The sequence below is a fragment of the Halalkalibacter sp. HAAS-P013 genome (genome assembly GCF_056619925.1).
Genome location: NZ_JBWQTU010000002.1, coordinates 32,101 through 58,005, shown reverse-complemented (window position 1 = coordinate 58,005; position 25,905 = coordinate 32,101). Strand labels below are relative to the sequence as shown.

Annotated in this window: 22 protein-coding genes and 2 pseudogenes; 13 read left to right on the top strand and 11 right to left on the bottom strand. The window is 38.1% G+C overall.

Annotated features, from left to right (window positions below; translation table 11 throughout):
- The first annotated feature begins 10 nt into the window (after positions 1-10).
- Together AC1FXP_RS04195 and AC1FXP_RS04190 are read left to right on the top strand one after the other, a co-directional pair.
- A complete protein-coding gene (locus AC1FXP_RS04195; protein WP_480058937.1) occupies positions 11-1,504 on the top strand; it encodes a tripartite tricarboxylate transporter permease in 1,494 nt (497 codons plus the stop codon).
- Positions 1,485-1,970, top strand: a complete 486-nt coding sequence (locus tag AC1FXP_RS04190; protein ID WP_480058936.1) for a tripartite tricarboxylate transporter TctB family protein — start codon at positions 1,485-1,487, stop codon at positions 1,968-1,970. Before AC1FXP_RS04195 ends, AC1FXP_RS04190 begins: the two co-directional genes overlap by 20 nt.
- 498 nt (positions 1,971-2,468) lie before the next feature.
- Here AC1FXP_RS04190 and AC1FXP_RS04185 read toward each other — a convergent pair whose 3' ends face one another.
- Positions 2,469-2,675, bottom strand: coding sequence for a heavy-metal-associated domain-containing protein (locus AC1FXP_RS04185; RefSeq protein ID WP_480058935.1), 207 nt, complete (start codon positions 2,673-2,675; stop codon positions 2,469-2,471).
- A 91-nt stretch (positions 2,676-2,766) separates the two neighbouring features.
- Positions 2,767-3,786, bottom strand: coding sequence for a CotS family spore coat protein (locus AC1FXP_RS04180; RefSeq protein ID WP_480058934.1), 1,020 nt, complete (start codon positions 3,784-3,786; stop codon positions 2,767-2,769).
- Between the two features lie 256 nt (positions 3,787-4,042).
- Between AC1FXP_RS04180 and AC1FXP_RS04175 the strand changes: the two genes are divergently transcribed.
- Both AC1FXP_RS04175 and AC1FXP_RS04170 read left to right on the top strand, forming a co-directional pair.
- Positions 4,043-4,582, top strand: a complete 540-nt coding sequence (locus AC1FXP_RS04175; RefSeq protein WP_480058933.1) for a LysM peptidoglycan-binding domain-containing protein — start codon at positions 4,043-4,045, stop codon at positions 4,580-4,582.
- A 109-nt stretch (positions 4,583-4,691) separates the two neighbouring features.
- Positions 4,692-4,853 (top strand): hypothetical protein, encoded by a 162-nt coding sequence (locus AC1FXP_RS04170; protein WP_480058932.1) that lies wholly within the window; start codon positions 4,692-4,694, stop codon positions 4,851-4,853.
- A 103-nt stretch (positions 4,854-4,956) separates the two neighbouring features.
- On the opposite strand, the gene yyaC is transcribed toward AC1FXP_RS04170, so the two are convergent.
- Together yyaC and AC1FXP_RS04160 are read right to left on the bottom strand one after the other, a co-directional pair.
- Positions 4,957-5,559, bottom strand: a complete 603-nt coding sequence (gene yyaC, locus AC1FXP_RS04165; protein ID WP_480058931.1) for a spore protease YyaC — start codon at positions 5,557-5,559, stop codon at positions 4,957-4,959.
- 213 nt (positions 5,560-5,772) lie between these two features.
- Positions 5,773-6,186, bottom strand: a complete 414-nt coding sequence (locus AC1FXP_RS04160) for a hypothetical protein (protein ID WP_480058930.1) — start codon at positions 6,184-6,186, stop codon at positions 5,773-5,775.
- 336 nt (positions 6,187-6,522) lie between these two features.
- On the opposite strand from AC1FXP_RS04160, the gene AC1FXP_RS04155 reads away from it, so the two are divergent.
- Entirely contained in the window at positions 6,523-7,500 is a 978-nt protein-coding gene (locus AC1FXP_RS04155; protein ID WP_480058929.1) for a ring-cleaving dioxygenase, read from the top strand.
- 140 nt (positions 7,501-7,640) lie between these two features.
- Here the strand turns inward: AC1FXP_RS04155 and AC1FXP_RS04150 are convergent, their stop codons facing one another.
- Positions 7,641-9,104, bottom strand: a complete 1,464-nt coding sequence (locus tag AC1FXP_RS04150; RefSeq protein WP_480058928.1) for an NADP-dependent isocitrate dehydrogenase — start codon at positions 9,102-9,104, stop codon at positions 7,641-7,643.
- A 160-nt stretch (positions 9,105-9,264) separates the two neighbouring features.
- Here AC1FXP_RS04150 and AC1FXP_RS04145 point away from each other — a divergent pair, with 160 nt between their 5' ends.
- Positions 9,265-9,561: a DUF6407 family protein gene (locus AC1FXP_RS04145; protein WP_480058927.1), complete on the top strand. Its 297-nt coding sequence runs from the start codon at positions 9,265-9,267 to the stop codon at positions 9,559-9,561.
- 101 nt (positions 9,562-9,662) lie between these two features.
- Here the strand turns inward: AC1FXP_RS04145 and AC1FXP_RS04140 are convergent.
- A pseudogene (locus AC1FXP_RS04140) lies at positions 9,663-11,090 on the bottom strand (alanine/glycine:cation symporter family protein).
- A 332-nt stretch (positions 11,091-11,422) separates the two neighbouring features.
- On the opposite strand from AC1FXP_RS04140, the gene AC1FXP_RS04135 reads away from it, so the two are divergent.
- The 3 genes and pseudogenes from AC1FXP_RS04135 (at position 11,423) to AC1FXP_RS04125 (ending at position 15,100) form a co-directional block, all read left to right on the top strand.
- The gene (locus AC1FXP_RS04135; RefSeq protein ID WP_480058926.1) at positions 11,423-12,352 is read left to right on the top strand and encodes a LysM peptidoglycan-binding domain-containing protein; all 930 of its coding nucleotides are present in this window, start codon (positions 11,423-11,425) and stop codon (positions 12,350-12,352) included.
- Between the two features lie 189 nt (positions 12,353-12,541).
- Positions 12,542-13,552, top strand: a complete 1,011-nt coding sequence (locus tag AC1FXP_RS04130; protein WP_480058925.1) for an SIR2 family NAD-dependent protein deacylase — start codon at positions 12,542-12,544, stop codon at positions 13,550-13,552.
- A gap of 474 nt (positions 13,553-14,026) precedes the next feature.
- Positions 14,027-15,100, top strand: a pseudogene (locus AC1FXP_RS04125) (DNA alkylation repair protein).
- Positions 15,101-15,158: 58 nt separating this feature from the next.
- Here AC1FXP_RS04125 and AC1FXP_RS04120 read toward each other — a convergent pair.
- Both AC1FXP_RS04120 and AC1FXP_RS04115 read right to left on the bottom strand, forming a co-directional pair.
- A complete protein-coding gene (locus AC1FXP_RS04120; protein ID WP_480058924.1) occupies positions 15,159-15,662 on the bottom strand; it encodes a hypothetical protein in 504 nt (167 codons plus the stop codon).
- A complete protein-coding gene (locus tag AC1FXP_RS04115) occupies positions 15,659-16,132 on the bottom strand; it encodes a hypothetical protein (protein ID WP_480058923.1) in 474 nt (157 codons plus the stop codon). Before AC1FXP_RS04115 ends, AC1FXP_RS04120 begins: the two co-directional genes overlap by 4 nt.
- 268 nt (positions 16,133-16,400) lie before the next feature.
- Between AC1FXP_RS04115 and gltB the strand changes: the two genes are divergently transcribed.
- The 3 genes from gltB (at position 16,401) to AC1FXP_RS04100 (ending at position 22,979) form a co-directional block, all read left to right on the top strand.
- Complete coding sequence (gene gltB, locus AC1FXP_RS04110) at positions 16,401-20,996, top strand: glutamate synthase large subunit (protein ID WP_480058922.1); 4,596 nt, start codon at positions 16,401-16,403, stop codon at positions 20,994-20,996.
- A gap of 3 nt (positions 20,997-20,999) precedes the next feature.
- Positions 21,000-22,484 carry a glutamate synthase subunit beta gene (locus tag AC1FXP_RS04105; RefSeq protein ID WP_480058921.1) on the top strand — a complete coding sequence of 495 codons (1,485 nt, stop codon included), beginning with the start codon at positions 21,000-21,002 and terminating at the stop codon, positions 22,482-22,484.
- A 204-nt stretch (positions 22,485-22,688) separates the two neighbouring features.
- Entirely contained in the window at positions 22,689-22,979 is a 291-nt protein-coding gene (locus AC1FXP_RS04100) for an antibiotic biosynthesis monooxygenase (protein WP_480059495.1), read from the top strand.
- Between the two features lie 40 nt (positions 22,980-23,019).
- On the opposite strand, the gene AC1FXP_RS04095 is transcribed toward AC1FXP_RS04100, so the two are convergent.
- Positions 23,020-23,313, bottom strand: a complete 294-nt coding sequence (locus tag AC1FXP_RS04095) for a hypothetical protein (RefSeq protein WP_480058920.1) — start codon at positions 23,311-23,313, stop codon at positions 23,020-23,022.
- A 208-nt stretch (positions 23,314-23,521) separates the two neighbouring features.
- Between AC1FXP_RS04095 and AC1FXP_RS04090 the strand changes: the two genes are divergently transcribed.
- The gene (locus AC1FXP_RS04090) at positions 23,522-23,851 is read left to right on the top strand and encodes a toprim domain-containing protein (RefSeq protein ID WP_480058919.1); all 330 of its coding nucleotides are present in this window, start codon (positions 23,522-23,524) and stop codon (positions 23,849-23,851) included.
- A gap of 48 nt (positions 23,852-23,899) precedes the next feature.
- Here the strand turns inward: AC1FXP_RS04090 and AC1FXP_RS04085 are convergent, their stop codons facing one another.
- Positions 23,900-24,679, bottom strand: coding sequence for a HipA family kinase (locus AC1FXP_RS04085; RefSeq protein ID WP_480058918.1), 780 nt, complete (start codon positions 24,677-24,679; stop codon positions 23,900-23,902).
- Positions 24,676-25,758 carry a glycosyltransferase family 4 protein gene (locus AC1FXP_RS04080; protein WP_480058917.1) on the bottom strand — a complete coding sequence of 361 codons (1,083 nt, stop codon included), beginning with the start codon at positions 25,756-25,758 and terminating at the stop codon, positions 24,676-24,678. Before AC1FXP_RS04080 ends, AC1FXP_RS04085 begins: the two co-directional genes overlap by 4 nt.
- Between the last annotated feature and the right edge of the window lie 147 nt (positions 25,759-25,905).

The window sequence follows — 25,905 nt, the reverse complement described above, 5'->3', positions numbered from 1 at the left end:
AGACTAGATTATGCTAGAGTCAGCTCTACCGGCACTACTAGAACTAGTTTCATGGCCAGGTATACTATATTTATTTATTGGTGCATTGCTGGGCTTGTTATTCGGTATGCTGCCAGGACTAGGTGGTCCACAAGTATTAGCGCTACTGCTGCCAATTACCTTTGCTATGGACGCTACGACTGCATTAACATTGCTTATTGGTGCGGCAGGTGCTACGGCTTTTGGTGGTTCTATTACCGCTATATTGATCAATACACCAGGTACTGCACAAAATGCGGCTACTGTGTATGATGGATTTGAAATGACGAAACAAGGAAGGGCTGGGCAAGCACTAGGTGCTGCTGCAGCCGCCTCTGTCCTTGGTGCCGTTGTAGGGGCACTTATTTTAACAGCTATCTTACCAATAGGAAAGTATCTTGTTCTTGCGTTCTCGTATCCAGAATATTTCATGATGGCTGTAATGGGACTTGCGATGATTGTTGTGCTTTCCCAAGATTCATTGTGGAAAGGCATCATTGCTGGCGGCGTTGGTCTTATGATTGCATTTATAGGATATGACCCAGTTACAGGTGCTGTTCGTTATACTTTTGGAACGGATTATTTATGGGATGGGATCTCGCTTGTTACAATGTTAATTGGTTTATTTGCCATTGCAGAGGCGATTTCATTATGGACTAAAAAAGGTGCTATCTCTTCAAAGAAGGTTAACACCTCTATGAAGGGTGTCTATGAAGGAATCGGTTCAGTCTTTAAAAACTTTGGATTATTTATGAGAAGCTCGATAATTGGTACTATTATTGGGATCATTCCTGGGGTCGGAGGAGCAGTTGCTAACTTCATCTCTTATGGACAAGCAGTCTCTACATCAAAGAATCCAGAATCATTTGGGAAAGGTGATGTTAGAGGGGTCATTGCTCCTGAATCATCAAATAATGCTAAAGATGGAGGGGCTCTCGTACCTACTCTAATCTTTGGAATTCCAGGTAGTTTGGAGATGGCAGTTTTGCTGGGTGCACTAACGATTCATGGTATTCAACCAGGTCCTCGTTTAATGTTGGATAACCCAGGAATTGCGTTAACATTAATTTATACACTTGTCCTTGCTAATCTAATTGTCGGGGTTGTTGGCATTCTTTTAGCTTCACCACTAACACGATTAACGATGATAAAAACGGTATATATAGCTCCCGTTATTTTAGTTTTTGCATTAATAGGATCGTATGCTGCAGATGGACGTATCCAAGATGTCATTACAGCATTGGTATTTGGTCTGATTGGATATGCGATGATTCGTCACAATTATTCTAGAGTGGCTTTAGTCATAGCTGTGGTACTTGGTGAGCTTTTACAACAGAGTTTCCATCAGACCATTGACTCGCTTGGATATGCAGGATTTTTTATTCGTCCAATCTCACTCTCCTTTATAATTATTACCGTTTTCATCCTTATATTACCAATAATTAAGAGAAAGCGGAGGGAAACCGATGAAAATTACGGAGCGTAGTATATTCAGCTTACTTCTGATTGTAGCAATGTTTGTTTTTGTTATAGTCGGGTTTAATTATAATTCACAAGCTAGGTTATTTCCTGTAGTGATAGGTAGCGTTACGTTGATAATGCTCGTAATCCAATTTTTCGGCGAAACAGTTACCGCTTTTGGAAAACGATTTCCGTTTCTTACTCAGCAGGGAATGTTTTCTACCCCTTCGAACAAAGACGATACAAAAGGTGAGCAACCAGCCGATAGTGAAAATGAGTCATGGTTACCAGTTTTAGTGATTGTTTTTAGTATTATTGGTTTTATCCTAATTCTGCATTTTACGAATTATTTAATGGCTGTATTTGCCTTTTTGTTTGTTGTTGTGTGTTTAATTGGAAAAGAAAGTCCTTTAAAGGCATCGGGAATTGCTACAATTATGACAGCCTTTATGTATGTTCTTTTTGATTTAGTATTGAATAGTAGGTTTTGATAGGTAGGTGAGGTTCCCGCTCGTAGAAAAGACTATGAGCGGGATATTCTTATATATTGTGAAAGAAGGCTTACATTGATTGACTTACTGGTAAAAGATTATAATCCTCCCCATATTTTGAGAGATAATATACCCAAATCTTTTTGAACTTTTGTTGTTTATATCCAGATCTCACAAGTGCTTTCTGTTTTCGTTTCCTCCATAAGTGGGGGTTAAGTGAAAGTGAAAGTGAACAAAAGGACTTTGATCAGTCTGTAAAAAGCTATTACCTACCAGCATATATAAGTGAAGCACAGTACAAGAGTGGCTGGAATTGACTCAAAACTCCAGCCTTTAATCCCTCAAAATATACCGTAAACGATCAACTAATCCCATGTTTTTACTCGTATTCTCAGTTTTAAATAAAGCCCCATCTACCCACATTTGATAAAGGTAAAGCATTGCTTATAGCACACTTAAGTCAAAATCAAAAAAATAGAATTTCGTGTACACGAAATTCTAAATAATAATATACCCCTCATCCTCAACTGCCTTTACCAAATGTGGTACATCGGTTATTGATTCATCATACTGAATACTTACTGTCTTGTCTTTTAGAGACGCTTTTGCTTCATTAACTCCACTAACTTCTTTTAAAGCATTTTCTACTGTTTCGAGGCAATTTCCACAGCTCATCTTTTCCACTTGCAGCGATATGTTCTTCATAAAATTCCACCTTTTCCTGTTTAAAACTATTTTTTGAAGAAAAGGTTTCATTATGCAAGAAATAAAGGAAAATGACAGTGTATTTAAAAAATTATATTACGACTTTATCAATTTCCCCCTTAAATGCCTGAAGTACTTTTTCCTTGCTTAGTTCAATTGCAATCATATCTTTTAACCGTTGCAGGTGCTTTTTTTCAGTCCATTCCCTTTCAGTGTTTCCGTAATATTTTTTTACTTGACCATAAAATAGGTGAGGAAATAAACAATCAGCTATTAATACATAATATTGTTGTTTTGAAAGTGGGTTTGTTTTCTGATAGTAAGAAAGCATCTCAATCATTAATGTAAGATCCCACCTTTGCTTTTTCATTACTTTGTTTAAAATTTTTCTAATATCTCTAATAGGAAGATCAATGGTAAGGGAGTCCATATCAAATACATGTAATTTTCCTTTTTTATCAAGTGCAAGGTTTCCAGCTGCAAAGTCTTGATGACATAATGTTTTGTTTCTTTGAGTATTTCCAACCCATGGCTCATAACAAGAAGCATCTAAAATCGAAATGGCTTCGTTGCATTGGGATAAGAAAGAATCTACATGGAGAAGAAATTGTTCGTCAAATTTATTCTTATTACTAGCTAGTTTTCGTTCTTTTTTCCAAATTTCAAGTTGGTTGTATCTTCTTCGAAACTCATCCTTCCACGTTCCTAATAGAAAGGACGGCTCAGTATTTTTAGGTATTTCAATCCCTGTAGAGGCTTTATGGAATAGTCCTAATCCACTCATGATTTTCGCTAGCTCTTTTTTTTTGTTATATTTAGGCTTCTTGCCATAGACCTTTTCAAACAAAACATAATATTCCCCATTCTTAGTGACAAACTCTCTTCCATTGGTTGTTCTCATAACACTAGGGGTCATCACACCATTTGAAGTTAAAAAAGAAATAGAATGGATCATAAATTTGAGTCGGCCTTCACTCATAGGAATTTTCTTTAAAATAAAATCTCCCGAGACTGCATTAATTAGCCAAACGGCTTTCCTCCCCTTATAGGATAATAAGGAGATTTTTTTGACGTTAAGTGAATAATTCATCATTACTTTAGCAATATTCACTACTAAAAATCCTTTCTTTTTTTAGTAGTGTATGAATGAATTAGTTTTTTCGTATGGACCTATATATTTAGTTAAAGAAAGGATTTCAGCTAATAAAAATAAATAGAATTCGTAGCCCTTTCTTTTTCATATTGGGGTATTTAAGCACAAATCACATCCAACTAGGCAAATGAATAGAATACTCTTAAATGGAGGTAAGGGAGGGCTTATTATTTATTACTATAATAATTTTAATTGGACCGATATTAGGCAACGGTTGAGCTGCTCAATTGATCAACAATATTACGTTCAACCTGGTGATACGCTATATCAATTAGCGCAGCGCTATAATATAGCTGTACTAAGCCTTGAACAAGCGAACCCAGGAATTCAGCCAAATAATTTACTTGTTGGACAGCGAATTTGTATTCCTTTGCCGCCGTGCGAAAATGGATTTCAGTATATTGTTAAACCAAATGACACTCTTTTCCAGATTGCTCAAATGTATAATGTGACGGTGGAAGACATTTTAAACAACAATCCAGCCGTTAATCCTTATAATCTTTTATTAGGGCAGGCGCTCTGTATCCCACCAAGTATTGATGTTGACTGTCCTATGGAGCGGTTTCATATTGTACGACCTGGAGAAACTTTATATGAGTTGGCAAGCCGCTTCAAAATTCCATTAGAGTCCTTGATTGCTGCCAATAAACATGTTGAGAATCCTGACCAGGTCGTAGTTGGAACAAAGCTATGTGTACCTAGTCCAATGGTGACCCCTGAAAGAATGTGGCATGAATATAATTATTTAAAATAGTTACAGTTGGCAAGAAAAAGTTTAATTTCTTGCCAACGTTTTTTGTATACCCAAATAATTCCTCTGGTATTGCTCTGACATGGGTGAAGCCAAAAAGGAATTATTTATCGTGATGAATCGGTCTTTAGAAGAACCGCGTGAAAAATACAAAGAGCTGATGGCATCTCCTGAGACGTTAGATGAAATTTTGTTAGGGGGAGCTGAAAAAGCAAGGGCGATAAGTGTTCCGTTTTTGAAGGAGATAAAGAGAAAAATGGGGTTTTCGGTTTAGGTGGCTAGGTTCTTATGTAGCGGGGCATTTTTTAGATCTAATATCGGGGTTTGTTCTTAGAAGCCGCAAAACCCCTATTAAGATACCGTACAGATTTGTTTTATCAACCACTAGACAATATAGGTTGATCAGAAGGATAGTGAAAATATTGCCGAACTGTAAGTGAAATGCCACGTGCGATAGTTGAGGCCATCGTATAAATAAGATGAAGATTCGTATAAAAAAGAGCAGATTCAAGTGCGGGATTATCTTCTAATACAACACCCATTACACTGCAGTCTCCAATGGGAGGGAGGTTTTGACCTAAGCCTTCTCCTGGAAGCAAAGAGCCTTCTTGTACGACAATGGAATTTATGTGCCGTTTTGGTCCAAGGACACTGTCGATCGCTATTACAAAGCTATTAGAAGGTAGGCTAAAGCCTGATAGAGTTGGGATAAAGGTTTCAGCATCTAATGGAAACTGCAAGCTTCCAAGAACGGTTAAGTGATTCGGATACATGTCGTGAAGAAGGGTTCCAACAAAGGGGCCGAGGCTGTCGCCATTGATTAAGCTAGAACCAATTCCGGCAACATAAATATGCTCGGTTCCTTCTGGAATAAGTGAAAGTAATCTATTGCGAATTAGTAAAGTTGCTAATTTATGATCGTATGGAATAATACTTTTTGAAATTGTCGACTCACTTTGCAAAATTGTTTGCTGAAACATATTCATCCACCTCATAGGTTATCTTTAAATGAAAGAATAAAATCTCTTAAGAGCTAATTCTGCAAAAGACAAAGAATCTCCTTTAATTATTAAATAAAAGGGGATTCCATTAAATAGAAAAACACGAAAAATAAGACAGAGCCATTAACTTGTGGTGTCAAGGACTCTGTCTGGTTCTGTGTCGCCATTAAGTTTTGTAAAGTTTTAATTGGATTAAAATTGCTCCATCTTTTCTCTTAAAAGAATTAACTTTGCTTTTGTTTCTTTAATTTTGGACTTATCATTTGCTTGTATGTATTCATGAAGCTCCATTAGATGATAGTCCAATTCTAAATAGAGGGTTTTGAAGGACTTCTCTTCACTGTTTTTTAAAGGAATTCCTAGTACTTCTTCAAAAACAGAAATCACTTTTGGATTTGTTGAATCTAAGTGTTTGAAAACGAGCTGGTCTCCATTTGTAAAAGTTGCCACACTGATTTGCTTTGATTTATAGTCATAAATGGATAAAATGCTGTCGTCATCTTCATGATTCCAATTTAATTTAAAATCATTATCAGGCAATGAGCGGACCACATAACGAAGTGCTGGTTTGCTAACGATTTTATTTTTACCAGTTGTCTTTTTCATATGAAATCACCTCATGTAGTTTTTTTCTCTTATCTGTATTATAAACGGAAAACCAAATAAATTAAAGCGCTTTCATGTACAAAAATAATGCATAATGCGCTTTTATTAGACAAATAATAAAGAGTTACTAATGCAAAGTTTGCGCAAATGGTTTAAGAAGCACCAATCATGCATTGACAGGAAAAGAGAATTCATGATATATTTATCTCGAATTAAAGATAATTAACTTCGAGATAAAATAGTAATAAGAAGTAGAAAAAGTGCAGAACATTTATTTTTAGAAGTCATTTAGATGAACCATTATTTTGAGTGATTATGTATACTGGAGGATAAAAGATGAATGAATTAAAAGGAATACACCACGTAACAGCCATTACAAGCAGTGCAGAAAAGAATTATGAGTTTTTTACGTACGTATTAGGGATGCGTTTAGTGAAAAAAACGGTCAATCAAGACGATATTCAAACGTACCATCTATTTTTTGCAGATGACACAGGCAGCGCAGGAACTGATATGACGTTCTTTGACTTCCCAGGGATTCCAAAAGGTTCTCACGGAACAAATGAAATATCCAAAACCTCATTCCGTGTACCTAGTGATGCAGCGCTAGACTACTGGGTTAAACGCTTTGATCGTTTTGATGTGAAGCATTCAGGAATAAAGGAACAATTCGGCAAAAAGATTCTTTCTTTCGTAGATTTTGACGACCAACAATATCAATTAATATCAGACGATTATAATAAAGGAGTAGAATCAGGCACGCCTTGGCAAAAAGGACCGATCCCACTCGAGTTTGCAATCACGGGTTTAGGTCCTATTTTTATAAGAGTTGCTCAATTTGATTATTTTAAAGAGATGCTCGAAAAAGTGCTCTTATTTAAGGAAATTGCAGAAGAAGGATCTTTTCATTTATTTGAAGTAGGTGAAGGTGGAAATGGGGCACAAGTAGTTGTTGAACATAATGTCATGCTTCCACAAGCACAACAAGGCTTTGGGACGGTTCATCATGTGGCCTTCCGTGTAGAAGATCGTGCCGTGTTAAATGAATGGATCGATCGTTTACCTAAGTTCGGTTTGCAAACTTCAGGGTATGTGGATCGTTACTTCTTTGAGTCGCTTTACGCGAGAGTTGCTCCACAAATTTTATTCGAGTTTGCAACAGATGGTCCAGGTTTTATGGGAGATGAACCTTATGAAACACTTGGAGAAAAGTTATCATTACCTCCGTTTTTAGAATCTAAGCGTGAGTCAATTGAAAAAGCCGTCCGACCGATTGATACAGTGAGGAGTACGAAAGAGTTTGTGAAGGAATAAGAAATGGCAGCACAACCATTGAAGGCATTGAAAAAGGCAAAAACCATCCTTTTTCAATGCCTTGATAAGTAGCTCAGCACATTGCATAGAGGGTACTGAGAGGTGAAAGATAACCTTTCTCAGTGCCCTCATTTCCGTTATTATTGTCCCTGTCCTAACGAATACCCTAACTCATCATTAAAAAGATACAAATTTTCCGTCTTGATAAAATCAAGCCCAGCTTTCTCAATTCGACTTAGTAAAGAAATAATATCGTTATGATCTATCCTACTTTGCTCATCTGCTATTTGAAAACGACAACGCCAGTGATCGGTTGTAAATGTTTCTGGGAACCCGTTTGGATATACTTTTACACCGCGATTGGTAATGACGGCTAAGGAGAACTCAGGTCCAGCCACCTTTTCTAATGCCTGACCAATTTCTTCAGGCGTTTGTTCGTTGTTAAAAAGAAATACATCCACTCCATCTAATTGACGAACGATATCTGGCTTCGGGCGATCTTTGACCGCTGGAGAAAGAGTAAAGGAACCCTCTTCGCTTGCCTCTGTACTTTTGTATTCCACTGGAGTCACGGTAGTTGGCAAATGTCCAAGCCTTGCAATGACTGCTTCAGCAAATTCATTTGTTCCAACAGACGCCCCACCTTTTGCGATATCACCTGTATAAACCCCGTCTTCCAATGTTTTAAACCATGCATTATGAATACGGGCTGCCACATCAGGTTGGCCAATATGAACAAGCATCATAATTGCTCCATGTAGCAAACCAGACGGATTAGCGATGCCTTTCCCAGCTATGTCTGGTGCACTGCCATGAATGGCTTCAAATAAAGCAAAATGATCACCAATGTTCGCTGAACCTGCTAGGCCAACACTTCCCGTAATTTGAGCAGCAACATCAGATGCGATATCTCCATAAAGGTTTGGCATAACAATTACATCGAAGTCTTGGGGAGTGTCTGCAATTTTGGCCATTCCAATATCAATGATCCAGTGTTCTGTTTCGATATCAGGGTACTCTTTAGCTACTTCTTTAAATACTTTATGGAAAAGCCCATCGGTTAATTTCATGATGTTATCTTTAGTAAAGCAAGTTACTTTTTTGCGATTATTTTTTTTAGCATATTCAAATGCATAACGAATAATCTTCTCTGAACCAGGACGAGTAATTAGTTTTAAACACTGTACGACCTCAGGGGTTTGTTGGTGCTCAATTCCAGCGTATAAATCTTCTTCGTTTTCGCGAATGATGACAAGGTCCATATTCGGATGCTTTGTCTTAATAAATTGCGCATATGAAATATTTGGTCGTACGTTTGCAAATAAGCCTAATGTTTTACGAATCGTAACATTTAAACTTTTGTAGCCTCCTCCTTGAGGGGTAGTGATTGGCCCTTTTAGGAATACTTTGTTACGTCTAAGCGATTCCCACGCGTCATCAGGAATCCCGGAAGTGTTTCCACTTAAGTAAACTCGTTCACCGATATCAATAAATTCAGGTTCAATTGCTGCTCCTGCATGTTCTAATATTTTCAGTGTCGCGTCCATTATTTCTGGACCGATTCCATCTCCTCGTGCAATTGTAACGGTACGCTTGTTTGTCATAGATACTCTCTCCCTTCAAAACTGTCTTTAGTTTATTACGTTATAGTTTGAACCAAAGTTGTTTATTTATTGATATAAGGTTATTTGCTATTTGTACGGAATTTGGTAATATTAAAAATTGACTTATACGGATAGAAAGTAAAGAAAGAGTGGTGCTTTAGTGAGTTCAAAAAAATCATTTGAACAGTTTGTTCAGGATATGATTTATACAATTGGGGATTTTGATCCCGGAAACCATAATCAAATTAAGGAGATCATTCGAAAAGCAATTGACTACTATGATTTAAAAACGGTGGAAAGAGTTGAGGAAGTAGGTAATAAGAGGATTGAAACGTTATATTTGGCATCCATGGCAGAAGAAAATATGCTATTGAAATTAGCTAGAATAGCTAGTGAAAACGAGAATGGAATCGGCCTTGAGGTTATTTATGATAGCTGCGTAGTTAGAAAACATTAAAGAGGGGGTATCTAAAAGGTTTTTGACCTTTTAAGACACCCCCGACTAATAGAAATCAGAGCCAATGCCGCTTCTATTTCAGGCTTTTGAAGTAGTCCTTATTAGCTTACTTTTTGTTGATCGCTTTTAACTTCTGAGTCCCAACTTTCCGTATTTTTGATGCCTAACTTGATTGGATTAAAGGTAGGGTTTAATCCTTGTTTACGTTGGGTTTCATAATCATTCAACACTTTAAAAGCAATACCACTTAATAACGCAATGGCAGTAAGGTTAATGATAGTGGTCACTGCCATAAATAAATCTGCAACTTCCCAAACAACTCCAAGTCCAACAATAGAGCCGATCATTACGAATACCATTGTTGCAAATCGATAAGCATGCAAGGTCTGTTTGTCTTTTTTTATTAATTGCAAGTTTGTCTCACCATAGTAGTAGCTTCCAATAATTGAACTAAAGGCAAATAAGAAGATTGCAATGGCAATGAAAATATTCGCCTATTCACCTATTTGTGAGCTTAATGCAGCTTGCAATAAAGTAATTCCTTCATAGTTACCTGAGGTATAAACATCAGTTGAAATAAGAATGATGAACGCAGTAGCGGTACAGACAATTAACGTATCAAAGTAGACACCTAATGTTTGCATAAACCCTTGTTTAGCAGGATGTGAAACGTGAGCAGTTGCTGCAGCATTTGGTGTACTTCCCATACCAGCTTCATTTGAAAATAAGCCGCGTCTTACCCCGTGCATAATGGCAGCACCGATTCCCCCGCCGATTGCTTGTTCCAATCCAAGTGCACTACCTACAATTAACGAAATGACAGCAGGAAAGTGATGGATGTTTGTTATTAAAACAAATAAAGCTATAATAATATAGGAAAGAGCCATAAAAGGAACGATAACGCTAGTTACATTAGCAATTCGGTGAACACCACCATAAATAATGCTACCTGTTAATAAGACTAATATAATTCCGGCAATTGCTGTATTTAACCCGAATGCTGTTTCAAACGCAGCAGAGATTGTATTGCTTTGAACGGAATTAAATACAAGACCAAAAGTAAACGTAGATAAAATGGCAACAATCGCACCTAGCCACTTATTATTTAACCCTTTAGTAATATAGTAAGCAGGACCTCCACGGTATGTTCCAGGCTTGTCTTGATCTTTTGCTTTGTAAATTTGGGCTAATGTACTTTCAATAAAGCTTGTTGCTCCTCCAAGCAATGCAACAATCCACATCCAAAAAACAGCACCAGGACCACCTAATGTAACGGCAACTGCTACCCCAGCTAAGTTTCCTGTACCGATTCGAGTCGCAGAACCTATACAAAATGATTTGAAAGCTGAAATTGGTTTTTCTCCTGGTTGTTGTATGGGTGTTTTTTCAAAAGCTACTCGAACCATTTCTGTTATATATCTAAATTGAACAAAGCCTGTTTGAATGGTGAAATAAATGCCAACACCTAAGAGGCCAAAAATAACGACATAAGACCAAAGTATATTATTAAGAAAATCAACAACGAACATGAACAGAAACTCCTCTTATTGTAGTTATATTTAGAAAATTATTATTAGAGGATAATTATAAAGGTATCTCAAGAAAAATCAACAGAATCCGACAAAAAAGTTTTTTGCTTTAACGGGTTGAAACGTTGGTGCAATGTAGTGAAGTAGGCGAAACGACTGTTGCTATGCTAAATTTGTTAGTGTAGTTAAAGAGAATTTATAAAAAAAGATTGTGTTATATTTTAATTCGAGTCTAACGTAAATTTAGGCTCGTCGTATTGCAACCTTAGTAGCTACCTCAACGTTACATATTTGAACACATCAAGAAATACAAAATAAAAGAGGTGCAAAAAATGGGGAAGAGTAAGAAGAGAGTATTAAAGATAACGGCAATGTCGATAGGCTTAGTAGCAATGCTAGGATTTGCTCAAAGTGCAGGTGCAGCTACTTATGAAGTAAGGAGCGGTGATACGTTGTACCGGATTGCTACAGAAAATAACATAACCGTAAATGAATTAAAACAAATGAATAAGTTGACAAGTAATATCATTTATCCTGGTCAGCAATTGCAAGTAAAAGATGGGATGCTTGTGTCTTATCAAGTGAAAAAAGGTGATACGCTCTATAGCATATCTAGATCCTATAACATGACGGTAGATGAGTTAAAAAAGATAAATAATCTAGAAAACAATATCATTTATCCTGCTCAAATTTTAAAGGTGAAAGACGCCAATGCAGTGAAGTATGAGGTCAAAAAAGGAGATACGCTTTATAGTATTTCAAGAGCTAACAACATGACGGTTGCAGAATTAAAGCAAATGAACAATTTAACTTCTAATCTTATTTTTCCAGGACAAAAACTCGCCGTTTCTAAAAGTGCAACTATAAATAAAGAAGTGAAATTGAATGTACAAAGTGGATTTCAATTTGTGAAAGAAGAGCCAGGTATTTATCAACTTTTCTCAAACCGAGATAATGGCTTCTTTGCAAGAGTCCAACTTGTCGATAATCAGGCAACACTTTCAAGTATGAAGAACGAAGCGAAGCAATATTTACAAGTTACTGGCTCAGTTCGTGAAGTTCAAAACGTTTCACAATTGCACTCTTTTTATAAGAACAATGAATTGTATTTGACAAGTGAGAATGGAAAGGTAAGGCAAAGTGTTGTCGTTAAAAAGATCAATGGACAATATGTAAAAATAACTCTTCATTTGCCTGATAAGGAAGAAGCGGAGGATATTACCCCTCGTTTGTTGAATCAACTTCAAACGATTACGTTTTAAAATTGAAGCGAACAGTCTTTAGGTGCTGTTCGCTTTTTAGATCTTATCCACAAAAAACCTGTTTTTTTAGCCAAAGGCTTTCTGACTAGTGCCGTGAGAAGGTGTTTTTTGTTTAAATCGCCATAAAAGCGGAAATCGTATTAAGGTTTTAGAGTTTTTTTGGGGGAAGAAGAGAGGGAGGAAATGAGGATGAAAGCTCGATCCGAAGTAGAAACAATTGTAGAACTAGCAAAGGATGATAGAAGAGTTTTAGTTCATGGAATGCAAATGAAATCACGGGAATGGATGTTTCAAGTTGAATCGTCTGAGCTAGAGAGTGAAGTGAAATGGCAAGACACATTAGAAGCGGTATTGAATAATGTTGATGAAAACTGGACTGAGTTTATTCCTACCTATGTTCACCCAGTGTTTGGAGAAGAAATTTGGAATGTAATCTGTCAGAAAAAGATTAGCCGAAACGAAGCTCTCCTTTGGGCTACCCTGTGTGTTCCTCAATGGGTAAATTTAGTGCAAGTTTTACGAACTTCTTCTCATACGGTTGTGTTTACAGGTGCGGGGATGTCAACGGAAAGTGGAATTCCGGACTTCCGCTCCAAGTCAGGATGGTGGAGGAAAGTTGATCCACGTACAGTTGCGACTGTGGAAGCTCTTGAAAATCAATATTCCCTGTTTCATCAGTTTTATTGTGCACGATTGCATGCACTTGAAGGGATTAAACCACACGAAGGGCATAAGATTTTGGCTGACTGGGAGAAAAGGGGCCTTGTTCATCTGACAGTTACACAAAATGTCGATGGACTACATCAACAAGCCGGAAGCAAGAATGTAGCAGAACTTCATGGTTCTATTTCCAATGTAAGATGCCAAGCATGCGGAAAAGAAGGCACTAAGAAACCATTCATTGATGGTGAAACATGCAATTACTGCAACGGGAAACTAAGACCAAATGTCGTCTTATTTGGGGAAGCATTGCCGCAAGCTGCATGGGAAAGGTCTTTCCAACAAATTAGAAAAGCAGATGTAGTTATTGTGATTGGAACGAGTTTAGAAGTTTATCCTGCTAATGAGCTCCCTTTTCTAACAAATGGGCAAACGGTTCTTATTAATATGGAAGAAGTCGACAGTAATTTTGATAGTTCGATTCAGGGGAAGGCGAAAGATACACTTAAAGGTTTAAATGACTTGTTACAGTTACATTGAAAACAAGGTGTTAATAGAATTATGACACAAACCGCTGAGGAAAGGCTGAAAAAGGACTTCATGGGAGCTTTGAAGGACAGAACCTGCTGAAGGGAGCCGTGAAAAGGTGTTCACGGGAGCTCTGAGAGACAGAACCCGCTAAGGAAAGGCTGGAAAAGGACTTCATGGGAGCTTTGAAGGACAGAAACCGCTGAGGGGAGCTGTGAAAAGGACTTCATGGGAGCTTTGAGAGGCAGTAACCGCTGAGGAAAACCGGGAAAAGGCATTCATCAGAGCTCTAAAGATAGGGAGCTGCTTAACAAAGCTGATACATTTCGCTCAACCAATGTAAGACCAAGTGAAGATTTTCGCACCTTCACTTTTAAGAGTTATAGGGATAAAGAAAGCTAAACAGGCAAGCAAATTACAGAATATCCCTCGGAAGAATACTCTAGCCAAGGTGTATTCATTTTTAATATGGAAAGGATCGTACCTATGAAAAATTTAAAAGATGTGTATAATCTTGATTTTGTTGAGTCACTCACAAAGGCAATAAAAACGGAATATCCCAATTCTGATCGTGCTGTATGCCATCAGCTCATTTTTCAAAGAGATTGGGAAGATCTTGCTTTAAAAAAGCGGATGCGTCTTATTACAGAAGCACTTTATGATACATTACCGAAAGATTATCAGGAAGCCTTAGCTATCTTGCATAGGGTCGATCCATCATTAAAAGAAGGCCTTAGTGGTTTAATTTTCCCTGATTATGTTGAACAGTACGGAATAAATCACTGGAACCAATCAATGCTAGCATTAAAAGAGTTTACTCAATATTCTACATCAGAATTTGCGGTTAGACCGTTTCTCCTTGCCAATCTGGAAAAAATGATAGCACAGTTAGTAACGTGGTCGACTGATACGAACGAACATGTAAGAAGGTTGGCAAGTGAAGGGGCTAGACCACGTCTCCCGTGGGGAATGACCGTGCCCAAATTGAAAGAGAACCCTTATATAGTTTTACCTATCTTAGAAAACTTAAAAAAGGATTAATCGTTGTATGTTCGAAAAAGTGTTGCGAATAATTTAAACGACATCTCCAAAACACATCCAGACCTTGTACGAGAGATTGCGAGTAAGTGGTATGGGGATCATGAACACACAAATTGGATTGTGAAACATGCATGTCGTACATTATTAAAGAAAGGCGATAAACAAGTGTTAGCGATCTTTGGTTATGAAAATGACGAAGCGGTTATGCTGGACCATTTTACGTGTTCAAATAAAGTAGCGATTGGTGAGGCCATTCAGTTTTCGTTTCGCATTCAAGCTACTGAAGATACAAAAGTAAGAATAGAGTACGCAATTGATTATGTGAAGGCAAGAGGTAATCGGAATCAAAAGGTGTTTAAAATTACAGAGATGAAACTTCTTCATGATCAAACAAAGGAGTATTCAAAAACGCATTCCTTTAAAAATTTATCGACAAGGAACCATTATCAAGGCATACATACGATTACAATCATTATTAATGGTACAGCTAAAGATTCATTGGACTTTGATGTTGTTTAAGTCTTAAGAAAAAAGACACTTGTCCTTTTGCAAATATGTTGCAGAGCAAGTGTCTTTTTTATCGTTCATTTACTAATGTAAGCATCCGCGATTTAATGAGTTCGTAGTACAGACCCGTTACTGTTTGAATGACAAGAAAAACGACAAATGAGTAAGGGAGTATATACCCACTATGGAAGTGAATGATTTGGAGTTGGGTGTACAACCAGTTGGCTCCAACCCCTACGATGCTCCAGCAAATGACGTACCAAGCAAATGTTTTCTTATTGATCTCTAATCTTTCATAAAAGTAGATGAAGAAATAACTGAGTGGAGCAAATAAAATGTAATAGAGAAGATCGAATAATTCATATCTAGGTGAATCATTCACTTGATAAAAGTCAAATAATCCTCCACCAATGGTAAAGTCAAAAAACATGGCACTGGCTAATCCCCATAACAAGCTGAATAGTGTAATATAACGAGGCAACCTTTTTGGTAGGAGCCCAAATACAGTAAAAACGATGAAAAGCATCATTAAAATTGAGAGTTCATTAATTCCTAATTCTTCCCATAAAATCATGAGTAGTTTACCTCGCGATAAGCAAATTTAATTAAAAAGCGATACGTATAAAAAGCAATCAAATGAAGAAGAGCAAAGTAGATAGCATCATAACCAATATTCCAATTAACGTACGTGAGAATCTGAAAGAAGATAGAGACTCCAACAAGTAATAGCATGGTACACAATGATACAATGGTAAGGTAAATACGACGAGACGTACTTTTGAATGCATGAAATAAATTAACATACACAACTAATATCATTGGTATTATCACACTTCGATTAAGTAAAAAAGCCATATAATTAATGGTTTCCTCGGTTACTGTCGCAAACCTAAACTCTTCAAAAAGAATCCACGAGAAATTAATGTTAATAACAAGAATCAACAAAAAGATAAAGGTATTTTCAAAAATGTTTAGTTTCTTTTCCATCACGTTAAATAGTGAGGAAATAAGGTATGTTAGTAAGAAAAAAAGTGAAAAACCCAAATTTATCCCCCCACTTATAGTTGCTGGTATTGTTTACTACATATTTGGAAATATACAGAACCAATAATCCCCAAAAAATTGAAATGGTCCAACAGTTATTCAAAAAAGTAGCTTCAAACATAGTCATAGTTTTTGTCATTGAACCGTATGAAATAGGTGGAAGAAGTTTACACTACATATGATTATTGCTAACCGTAAACCATGTATTGGTGTGTAAGATGGAATTGTACATATACCAGTTTGATTTATGGTGAAAGGGGATGTTGTCATGAGTACGAAAGGGTATCCAGTTGCGCAAGGCTTGTATGATCCTGTTAATGAACATGAAGCTTGTGGAATTGGGATGGTCGCGAATATTGATGGAACGAAAACGCATGAAATCGTAGAAAATGCGATTACGATTCTGTGTAATTTGGAGCATCGAGGAGGACAGTCGGCCGATACGAGTACGGGTGATGGGGCAGGAATCCTGACGCAAATCCCGCATTCATTTTTTGAGAAGCAATGTGAAAAAGAAAACATCATCCTTCCAAATGAGGGCGGATACGGGATTGGGATGGTCTTTTTACCTCAAGATCCTAGTGTAAGAAAACAAGTTCAAAAACAGATTAAAGCTGTAGTTGAAGAGGAAGGGCAAACATTTCTTGGCTGGAGGACTGTTCCTGTCAATGATTCCTTTGTTGGAGATATGGCGAAAAAGTCAAAGCCATTTATCCGCCAAATGTTCATCACCCCGTCAAGTGAAATTAGAGATCAAGATGTTTTTGAAAGAAAATTGTATGTCATTCGAAAACGCTTGGAAAAAGAGATCCTAGCAATTGATAAAGAACATCGGGAAGGCTTCTATATTTGCAGTTTATCAACGAGAACAATCGTTTATAAAGGGATGTTAATTCCTGAGCAATTAGACTCATTTTATATTGATTTAAATCACCGCTATTTTAAGTCAGCGTTAGCGCTCGTCCACTCGCGCTTTAGTACAAATACATTCCCAAGCTGGGAGCGTTCGCATCCAAATCGGATGACGATTCACAATGGAGAATTTAATACGATCAAAGGCAATGTGAAGTGGATGCAAGCGCGGGAGGCCCAGTGTCAATCAGATCAGTTTGGTGCAGATGATCACCAAAAGCTCCTTCCGGTGATTGATACGGATGGCAGTGATTCATCGATGTTTGATAATTGCTTTGAATTTTTGCATTTGTCAGGGCGCAGTTTAGCTCACACAGCAATGATGATGATTCCTGAGCCTTGGGCAAATGATGATCTAATTGATCCTTTGAAAAAATCATTTTATGAATATCATAGCTGTCTAATGGAGCCATGGGACGGTCCCGCAGCAGTCGTATATACGGATGGAAAACAAATTGGAGCGTGTCTTGATCGAAATGGACTTAGACCAGCAAGATATTATATAACAAAAGATGGGATGATTGTCTTAGGTTCAGAAGTGGGAGCTCTTGATATTTTTGCAGAGGATATTGAATATAAGGATCGATTGCACCCAGGAAAGATGCTACTTGTTGATTTAGAGAAAGGCCGAATTATTCCTGATGAAGAAATTAAGGAAGAAATTTCTTCTGAATTCCCATACCAAGCATGGTTAGATGAATATCTAGTTAGCTTGAATGATTTGTCTGAATCAAAGAGCGATAGTATTTCAATTAAAGCGGAAGAACGAATCAAGCAACAGCTTGCTTTTGGCTATACAAATGAAGAATTGAACAAAATTTTAAAGCCAATGGTGACAGATGGGAAAGATCCTGTTGGTTCAATGGGATATGATTCACCACTCGCTATTTTATCAAAAAAGCCACAGCTTTTATATAACTATTTTAAACAGCTTTTCGCTCAAGTGACGAATCCACCAATTGATGCTATTCGTGAAGAAGTGATTACGTCCGTCATTACAACAATTGGACCAGAGAGAAACTTGTTGAATCCTGAACCAGAGAGTTGTATGCAACTTCAAATGGAGACACCCATTTTGAGCGGTGAGCAGTTAGGGAAGCTTAGTTCATCTTCATTCAAGGTCGAGACACTTTCTACATTATTCTCCGTAGATAGCGGTTCTCCAAATTTTGAAGAACGGTTAGAAAAGCTCTTTACTCAGGCAGACCAAGCAATTGAAGATGGAGCAACATTGCTCCTTTTATCAGATCGTGGAGTGGATAAGACTCATGCAGCATTACCTATGTTATTATCTGTCTCGGGTTTGCATCATCATCTTATTCGCAGTGGAACACGTTCGAAAGTGAGTATTTTAGTGGATTCAGCCGAACCTAGAGAGGTCCACCATTTCGCAGCGTTACTAGGGTTTGGTGCGGAGGCTATTCATCCGTATTTGGCGTATGAATCGTTGCGTGGGCTAATTGAAAATGGCGACATTAGAGATACGGAGATTGAAACAGCAATTGATGTTTACCGACAAGCAGTGACAGATGGGATTTTAAAGGTTTTATCAAAAATGGGCATTTCAACAATACAAAGTTATCGAGGAGCTCAAATTTTTGAAGCAATTGGAATTGATCAAGGTGTGATTGATAAGTACTTCACGCAAACAGCGTCCCGCATCGGTGGAATTGGATTAGATATCATCGCTCAGGAAGTAATGATGAGACATAAACATGCGTTTGCAGAAGTACGTGGAACGGAAAAAACACTCGACTCAGGAGATGATTTTCAGTGGCGTCAAGACGGAGAAGATCATCAATACAATCCAAAGACCATTCATCTTTTGCAACAAGCTTGTCGCTCTAACAGCTATAAATTATTTAAAGAGTATTCAAAAATGCTAACAGATACGAATCACAATTTGCAGTCTATTCGCGGCTTGCTTTCCTTTAAGAAGCGTGAACCGATTCCTATTGATGAAGTAGAATCAGTTGAGCAAATATGCAAAAGGTTTAAAACAGGTGCGATGTCATACGGATCGATTAGTAAAGAAGCCCATGAAGCTCTGGCAATTGCGATGAATCGAATTGGCGGAAGGAGCAACTCGGGTGAGGGTGGGGAAGACCCAGAAAGATTTACTCCCGATCCGAATGGAGACCTCCGACGAAGTGCAATCAAACAAGTCGCATCAGGTCGTTTTGGCGTAAATAGCTATTACCTTGTCAATGCAGATGAAATTCAAATAAAAGTTGCGCAAGGAGCGAAACCAGGAGAAGGAGGGCATCTTCCAGGGAAGAAGGTGTATCCGTGGATTGCTGAAGTGAGAGGTTCCACACCGGGTGTTGGCCTCATCTCGCCACCTCCTCATCATGATATTTATTCAATTGAGGATTTGGCTGAATTAATCCATAATTTGAAAAACGCGAATCCATCTGCTCGAATTAGTGTCAAGTTAGTATCCGAAGTTGGCGTCGGTACAATTGCAGCAGGTGTTGCCAAAGGAAGAGCCGACCTTGTTCTTATTAGCGGGTACGACGGAGGAACCGGTGCTGCACCAAGGACGAGCTTAAAGCATGCGGGTTTGCCTTGGGAAATCGGACTTGCCGAGACACACCAAACGTTGTTATTAAATCGGTTGCGCGACCGAATTGTCGTTGAAACAGATGGGAAGATGATGACGGGGAGAGATGTTGTCATTGCTTCACTTCTAGGTGCAGAAGAATTTGGATTTTCAACCGCTCCATTAGTCGTATTAGGCTGTATTTTAATGCGTGTTTGTCATCTCGACACATGTCCAGTAGGAGTGGCGACCCAAAACCCTGAGTTGAGAAAGAAGTTCCCTGGTGAAGCAGAGCATGTCGCAAATTTCATGAGATTTATTGCTAGAGAAGTACGAGAATTGATGGCTGAACTAGGGTTTAGAACAATGAATGAGATGATTGGACGAACGGATATATTGGAGGCTAACCAGGCAATTACGCATTGGAAAACAAAAGGAATTGACCTTAGTGAATTGCTTTATCAGCCGGACGTACCTGAAAAAGTTAGCCGTTATGCCACAGTAGAGCAGGCTCATGGACTCGATAAAACGTTAGATGCTCAGGAGCTAATCCCATTGAGTATGGATGCCATTGAGAATCAAGAAAAGATCGAAGCCACTTTCTCTATTCGTAACATCAACCGTGTTGCAGGAACGATGCTCGGGAGTGAAATTACGAAGAGATATGGAGCAAAAGGCTTGCCAGAAGACACAATTGACCTGACTTGTAAAGGATCAGCTGGACAAAGCTTTGCTGCCTTTATTCCGCGAGGACTCACAATGAGACTTGTTGGTGATGCGAACGACTTTTTAGGAAAAGGCTTATCAGGTGGTAAAATTATTGTCCACCCTTCACGAAAAAGTACTTTTGTACCAGAAGAAAACATCATTGTCGGAAACGTCTCTTTTTACGGAGCCACAGCTGGCGAAGCTTATATTAATGGCATTGCTGGAGAACGATTCTGTGTGAGAAATAGTGGTGCTCATGTTGTAGTAGAAGGTGTAGGAGACCATGGTTGTGAGTACATGACCGGTGGAAAAGTCGTCGTTCTTGGACAAACAGGAAAGAACTTTGCAGCAGGAATGTCAGGTGGGGTCGCTTATGTACTCGATGAATCAGATGATTTTAGTAGAAAATGCAATGAGGAACAAGTAATCATAGGACAGGTAAGCGACGAGGCTGAGATTCAGATGGTGTATCAAATGATTGAAAAACATGTAGAGTATACAAATAGTCCACTTGGCAAACGAGTACTTGAAAATTGGACAAGAATGAAAGATAAGTTTGTCCGAGTTATACCAAAAGACTATTTAGAAATGCAAGAGAGAATCCAGCGTTATGAATCGAGCGGTTTAAGCAAATATAAAGCTGCACTTGCAGCTTTTGAAGATAGTAAAAAAGCAGTGAATCAAATAAAAGATGGAGGGTGAACGATGGGAAAGCCAACTGGTTTTATCGATTATCAAAGGCAGTCTAGACCCGAACGTGACCCTAAAAAACGAGTCAATGATTGGGACGATTACACGTTACGACTTGATGATGAAGAACTAAAGCAACAGGGTGCTCGCTGCATGGACTGCGGAATACCAACCTGTCATACAGGAACGATGTTAAATGGGATGACTTCTGGTTGTCCCGTCCACCACTTGATTCCCGAATGGAACGATTTAGTTTATCAAGGTCAGTGGCAAGAAGCATTACGTCGTGAGCATAAAAAAAATAATTTCCCTGAGTTTACGGGAATGGCTTGCCCTGCTCCTTGTGAAGGCGCCTGTGTTCTTGGGATTAATGAACCAGCAGTTGCGATTCGTTCCATTGAGCTAGAGATTGTTGAAAAAGGATTTAAGGAAGGCTGGGTCAAGCCTGAGCCACCAGAGGTTAGAACAGATAAAAAAGTGGCTGTAGTCGGATCGGGACCTGCTGGTTTGGCTTGTGCAGCACAGTTAAATAAAGCTGGTCATAATGTAACGGTATTTGAGCGTCATGACCGAATTGGTGGGCTGCTAACGTATGGGATTCCTGAGATGAAGCTTCCGTATGCAGTCGTTGAGCGGAGGGTAAATCTTTTAAAAGAAGAAGGGATTACATTCGTGACCAATACCGATGTCGGCAAGGATTACCCGATTTCTAAACTTCAGGAAGAGTTTGATTCCGTCGTGTTATGCGGGGGAGCAACAAAGCATCGTGATATTGAAGTGGAAGGTAGTGAGCTGAAAGGTATCCATTATGCGATGGACTTTCTCCATGCTAATACGAAAAGCTTGCTAGACTCAAACCTTGAAGATGGAGAGTATATTTCAGCGAAAGACAAAGATGTCGTCGTCATCGGTGGAGGGGATACTGGAACTGATTGTCTAGCGACTTCCGTCCGCCACGGGTGTAAAAGCCTGACCCAATTTGATATTTACGAAAAGAAGGGTGACGTTAGACCTGATGACAATCCATGGCCACAATGGCCAGTTATTCATCGAGTCGAGTATGGTCATAAAGAAGCCGCAGCTGTATTTGGATCAGACCCACGTGCTTATATGGTGATGACGAAGAAGTTTGTTGGAGATGAGAACGGGCATGTGAAAGAGATTCATACAATAGGTGTTGAAACAACGAAAGATGAGTATGGGAGAAAGGTTCGTAAAGAAATTCCAGGCACAGAAAAAGTGTGGCCAGCTCAGCTTGTCTTGCTAGCAATTGGATTTAGTGGTCCTGAACAAAGCCTTATTCAAAAGTTGAATGTTGAAACAGACGAACGTTCTAATGTAAAAGCAGAATATGGGAAGTATACGACAAATATTGAAGGGGTGTTTGCTGCGGGTGATATGCGCAGAGGGCAAAGTTTGATTGTTTGGGCAATTAATGAAGGAAGAGAAGCCGCAAGAGAATGTGATAGATATTTAATGGGCGAAACAAGTTTGCCATAGGTATTTGGAATCCTGCTCCTTTTGGGGGGCAGGATTTTTTACAGAATGGCGAGTAAGACACAAGTTATCGCGAGTGAAATTTCCGACTATCCCAATTTCTACAAAAAATCAATAGATAATGATAATCATTATCGTGTATGGTGTTGTTATAATCCATTGATGGGAGAGGTTGATATGTTTATTCAATTGAGGAAATCCAAGTAACTGAGGGGCAATGCAGATCAAGTAGTCGAACGTTTTAGTAAACCTGGAATTATTGAAGAGCAGGAAGGATTTATCGACTCAACTGTTATGACCAAGAAGGTAAGAAGGGGGGATGAAGAAGTCATTGTACAAATTCGTTGGGAATCTGAAGCGCATTGGATAAATTGGGAGAAGAGTGAAGCGCATATTGCCGGCCATAAAGCAAACTTAGGAAAACAAAAGTCTGATTATATTATTCAATCTGAGGGTGGTTTGTACAATGTGCATGCAGTGAAGACAGCAAAGAAATAAATTGAACAAGAGGCTTGTTAACACAACCTCTTGTTTTTATTTATATAGAGAAACTAATACCGCCATCTTCACTAATTTCGATCGTTGAGTAACTTTCAAACGGCTCCATACTAGTAATTTGAGGATCTGCATCATTTGATAGGGTTTCCATATATTCTTCATAAACTTCCGGGTTTTTCACAAGATGATAATAATACACTCGTTTTCCTTCAAATTCATCACTATTCCTTAATAAAAATCGATCCCTGAATTGTTCTTTAAACCAAGATCTTGCTTCGGAGTGGCCTTGAAAATCTGGCATGTTGTGATAAATGGATGTAATATCAAAATTCATTGATTTTGCCCCTTTCATACATGTTAGTGTTGTTCATTTCGTATTTTATCCATAAAGGGGCGCTGACCATTATAGAAAATCGTTCCAATTAGAGCGATTGCAGGAAATGTATAGGTATATGAGTAAAGAGGTTTAGACATTTTGGACATTGGTGAGAAATAAACTTATGATAACTTTAACGTAAACTAGATGAAGAAGGATGGCGATTATGGAAGAAAAAGTCATAATTGTAGAAGGTACAAGTGATCGTAAACGTGTAAAGAAAGTTCTTGATGAGAATGTTGATATTATTTGCACATATGGAACATTAAGTGAAGAGAAGCTCGAGACGTTAATTCTGCCAATTGAAGATATGGATGTTTATATTCTTGTTGATGCGGATGAAGCAGGAGAGAGTTTACGAAAACATTTAAAACGAGAATTGCCAAATGCGACTCATTTGTATACGCAAAAAGGCTATGGGCAAGTAGAAATGACACCTTTTGATTATCTTGCTGATGTGTTAAGAGCTTATTTTAAAGTGAAGGAAAGATATTGAAATATAACATTCGAGCCAGTATCATTTGCTGGCTCGATTAGCACTTCCTTATTTCTCACGATCCACTTCGGGAAGGTAAACGTTTGCTACAAACTCATTGAGTGCATTTGGCAAAACTTTATACTTTCGATGATGCAATGTTCTAACAATCTCTTTTCTTTCATTATTTGTAAGCAACCAACAATCAGGAACCAACGAGAGAATTTCTTCAATTAATAGCTTTGGGATCGCTTGAATAATCTCTTGCTGCTCATTAAATTTCTCTTCACTTTTAATAAACCGAGCCATCATTTGATGAGTTGAGCTTTCCAGGATTCCTTCTGGCAAATGTTCTAGGTCTGTTACAGTCCAAGAGGTAGAGCCAAAACATTTAGCTTGATCAATAATTGAGAGGTGGTATTGGTTTTTGTTCATTTCTTTTAATAATATATTTTTCCGAGTTCTGTCTGTATTACATAACCAATAGTCTAGCGCAACGATCCCTGCTAGTTGTTCATTGTTTACAATGTCATTTACCTTGCTCGTACTATGCCCATTTACGCGGTTCATTTTGTATTGTAGGGCAATATGGTGCTTAACATAAGGTTGATCATAAAGGTCAGGAATTGTCCGATAGACATCCTGTGGAATTTCAACTATTTTCGACGCTGGAATCGGTAATTGAAGATACTTGGCTAAGCAATAGGCTAACCATTCGTTTACTAATGCTTTTCTATGATGTAACAAATGAAACTTAACGACATACTCCATTTGATCATTGAATGTTAGAACATGTACGTTATTCGTATTATTTTCAAGTCGTTTTACATGTTGAATAGGAGTGATCATGGTTTCCCTCCGTTCACAACTGAATAGAGCAATTGAATGTAATGGTCTGCGCATTTGGAAATCGAAAAGTGACAGAGTACTTTGTCACGAGCGCTATTAGACATGAAAGAGTACTTTTCGTTGCTATCGATAATTTTAGTAATTGCTTTAACTGCATCCTTTTCATGGTTCTCTTTAAATAAATAGCCATTTTTTTTATGATCTACAATTTCTGGGATAGAAGAAATGTTTGGTGCGACGATAGGAACTCCGCAAGCCATTGCTTCGATAAAGGTATTCCCAAAAGACTCGCCTTTTGTTGTTGCTAGAGTGCAGCCTCCTGATTTCCTAATCTTCGAATAAACAAGTGGCATCTGCTGATAAGGGATAACTGGAAACCATTTAATAAGGTCTGTTAGTTTTTGTGCTTGCCACTCAACTGTAAATTTCTCCTTTTGAACGCTTTTTGCTCCACCAATAACCCAAAATTCCACATCATCGCGTGTGTCTTTCATGATTTGTGCGATTTTTAAAAGTATCTTCCAATTTTTTCTTTTATCAACTCGACCAATCCAGCCAATTATTTTTTTATTTTCTTGAAGAAAAGGGGCAATATCATTTGAAAAGTCATGTAATGGTTTAAAAAAAGAAGCGTTAATTCCATTGTAAATAACTTGTATAGGTACATTATCTTGTAGGATGGAAGTGACTCTTTTTTGATGATGGGAAGGAACGACGATGACTTCAGGATTAGTATGTTGAAAATCTAGGTGAGGTGCTAGCTTGATAATTTCAGGTGTGCGCGCCTCTGTGATGATAGGACCATTATAATTAGCTTCTTGAAGCCATTTATAAGCTTCGGCTGTATCAACAACGATGATCGCATCATAATGGTTCATTCTAATAATATGAATGATTTCATTTTTATCTTTTGTTAAATAGACTTTTGAGACATCCTTCATCATGTGTATGCCGCCGAGATCTTTTGTATAAAGGAATTCAGTGTCGATTCCGTAGTTTTTAAAGTAAACCGCACGATTTCGCCAGCCAGCGTTGACCCCACCAACCGTTAGAAGACGCCAGATTACTAATATCTTCATAATTCCCTCCTGTTGTAACGTTTTTACTCTACTAGTAGATGTGAGAAATTGGGGTATTGTACGTATTAAATTCGTTAAGATTATGTGTTGTTTGTAAAGATTCCCTCAAAGAGTTAATTCTAATTTTTACATTTGTTTTAATTTAAC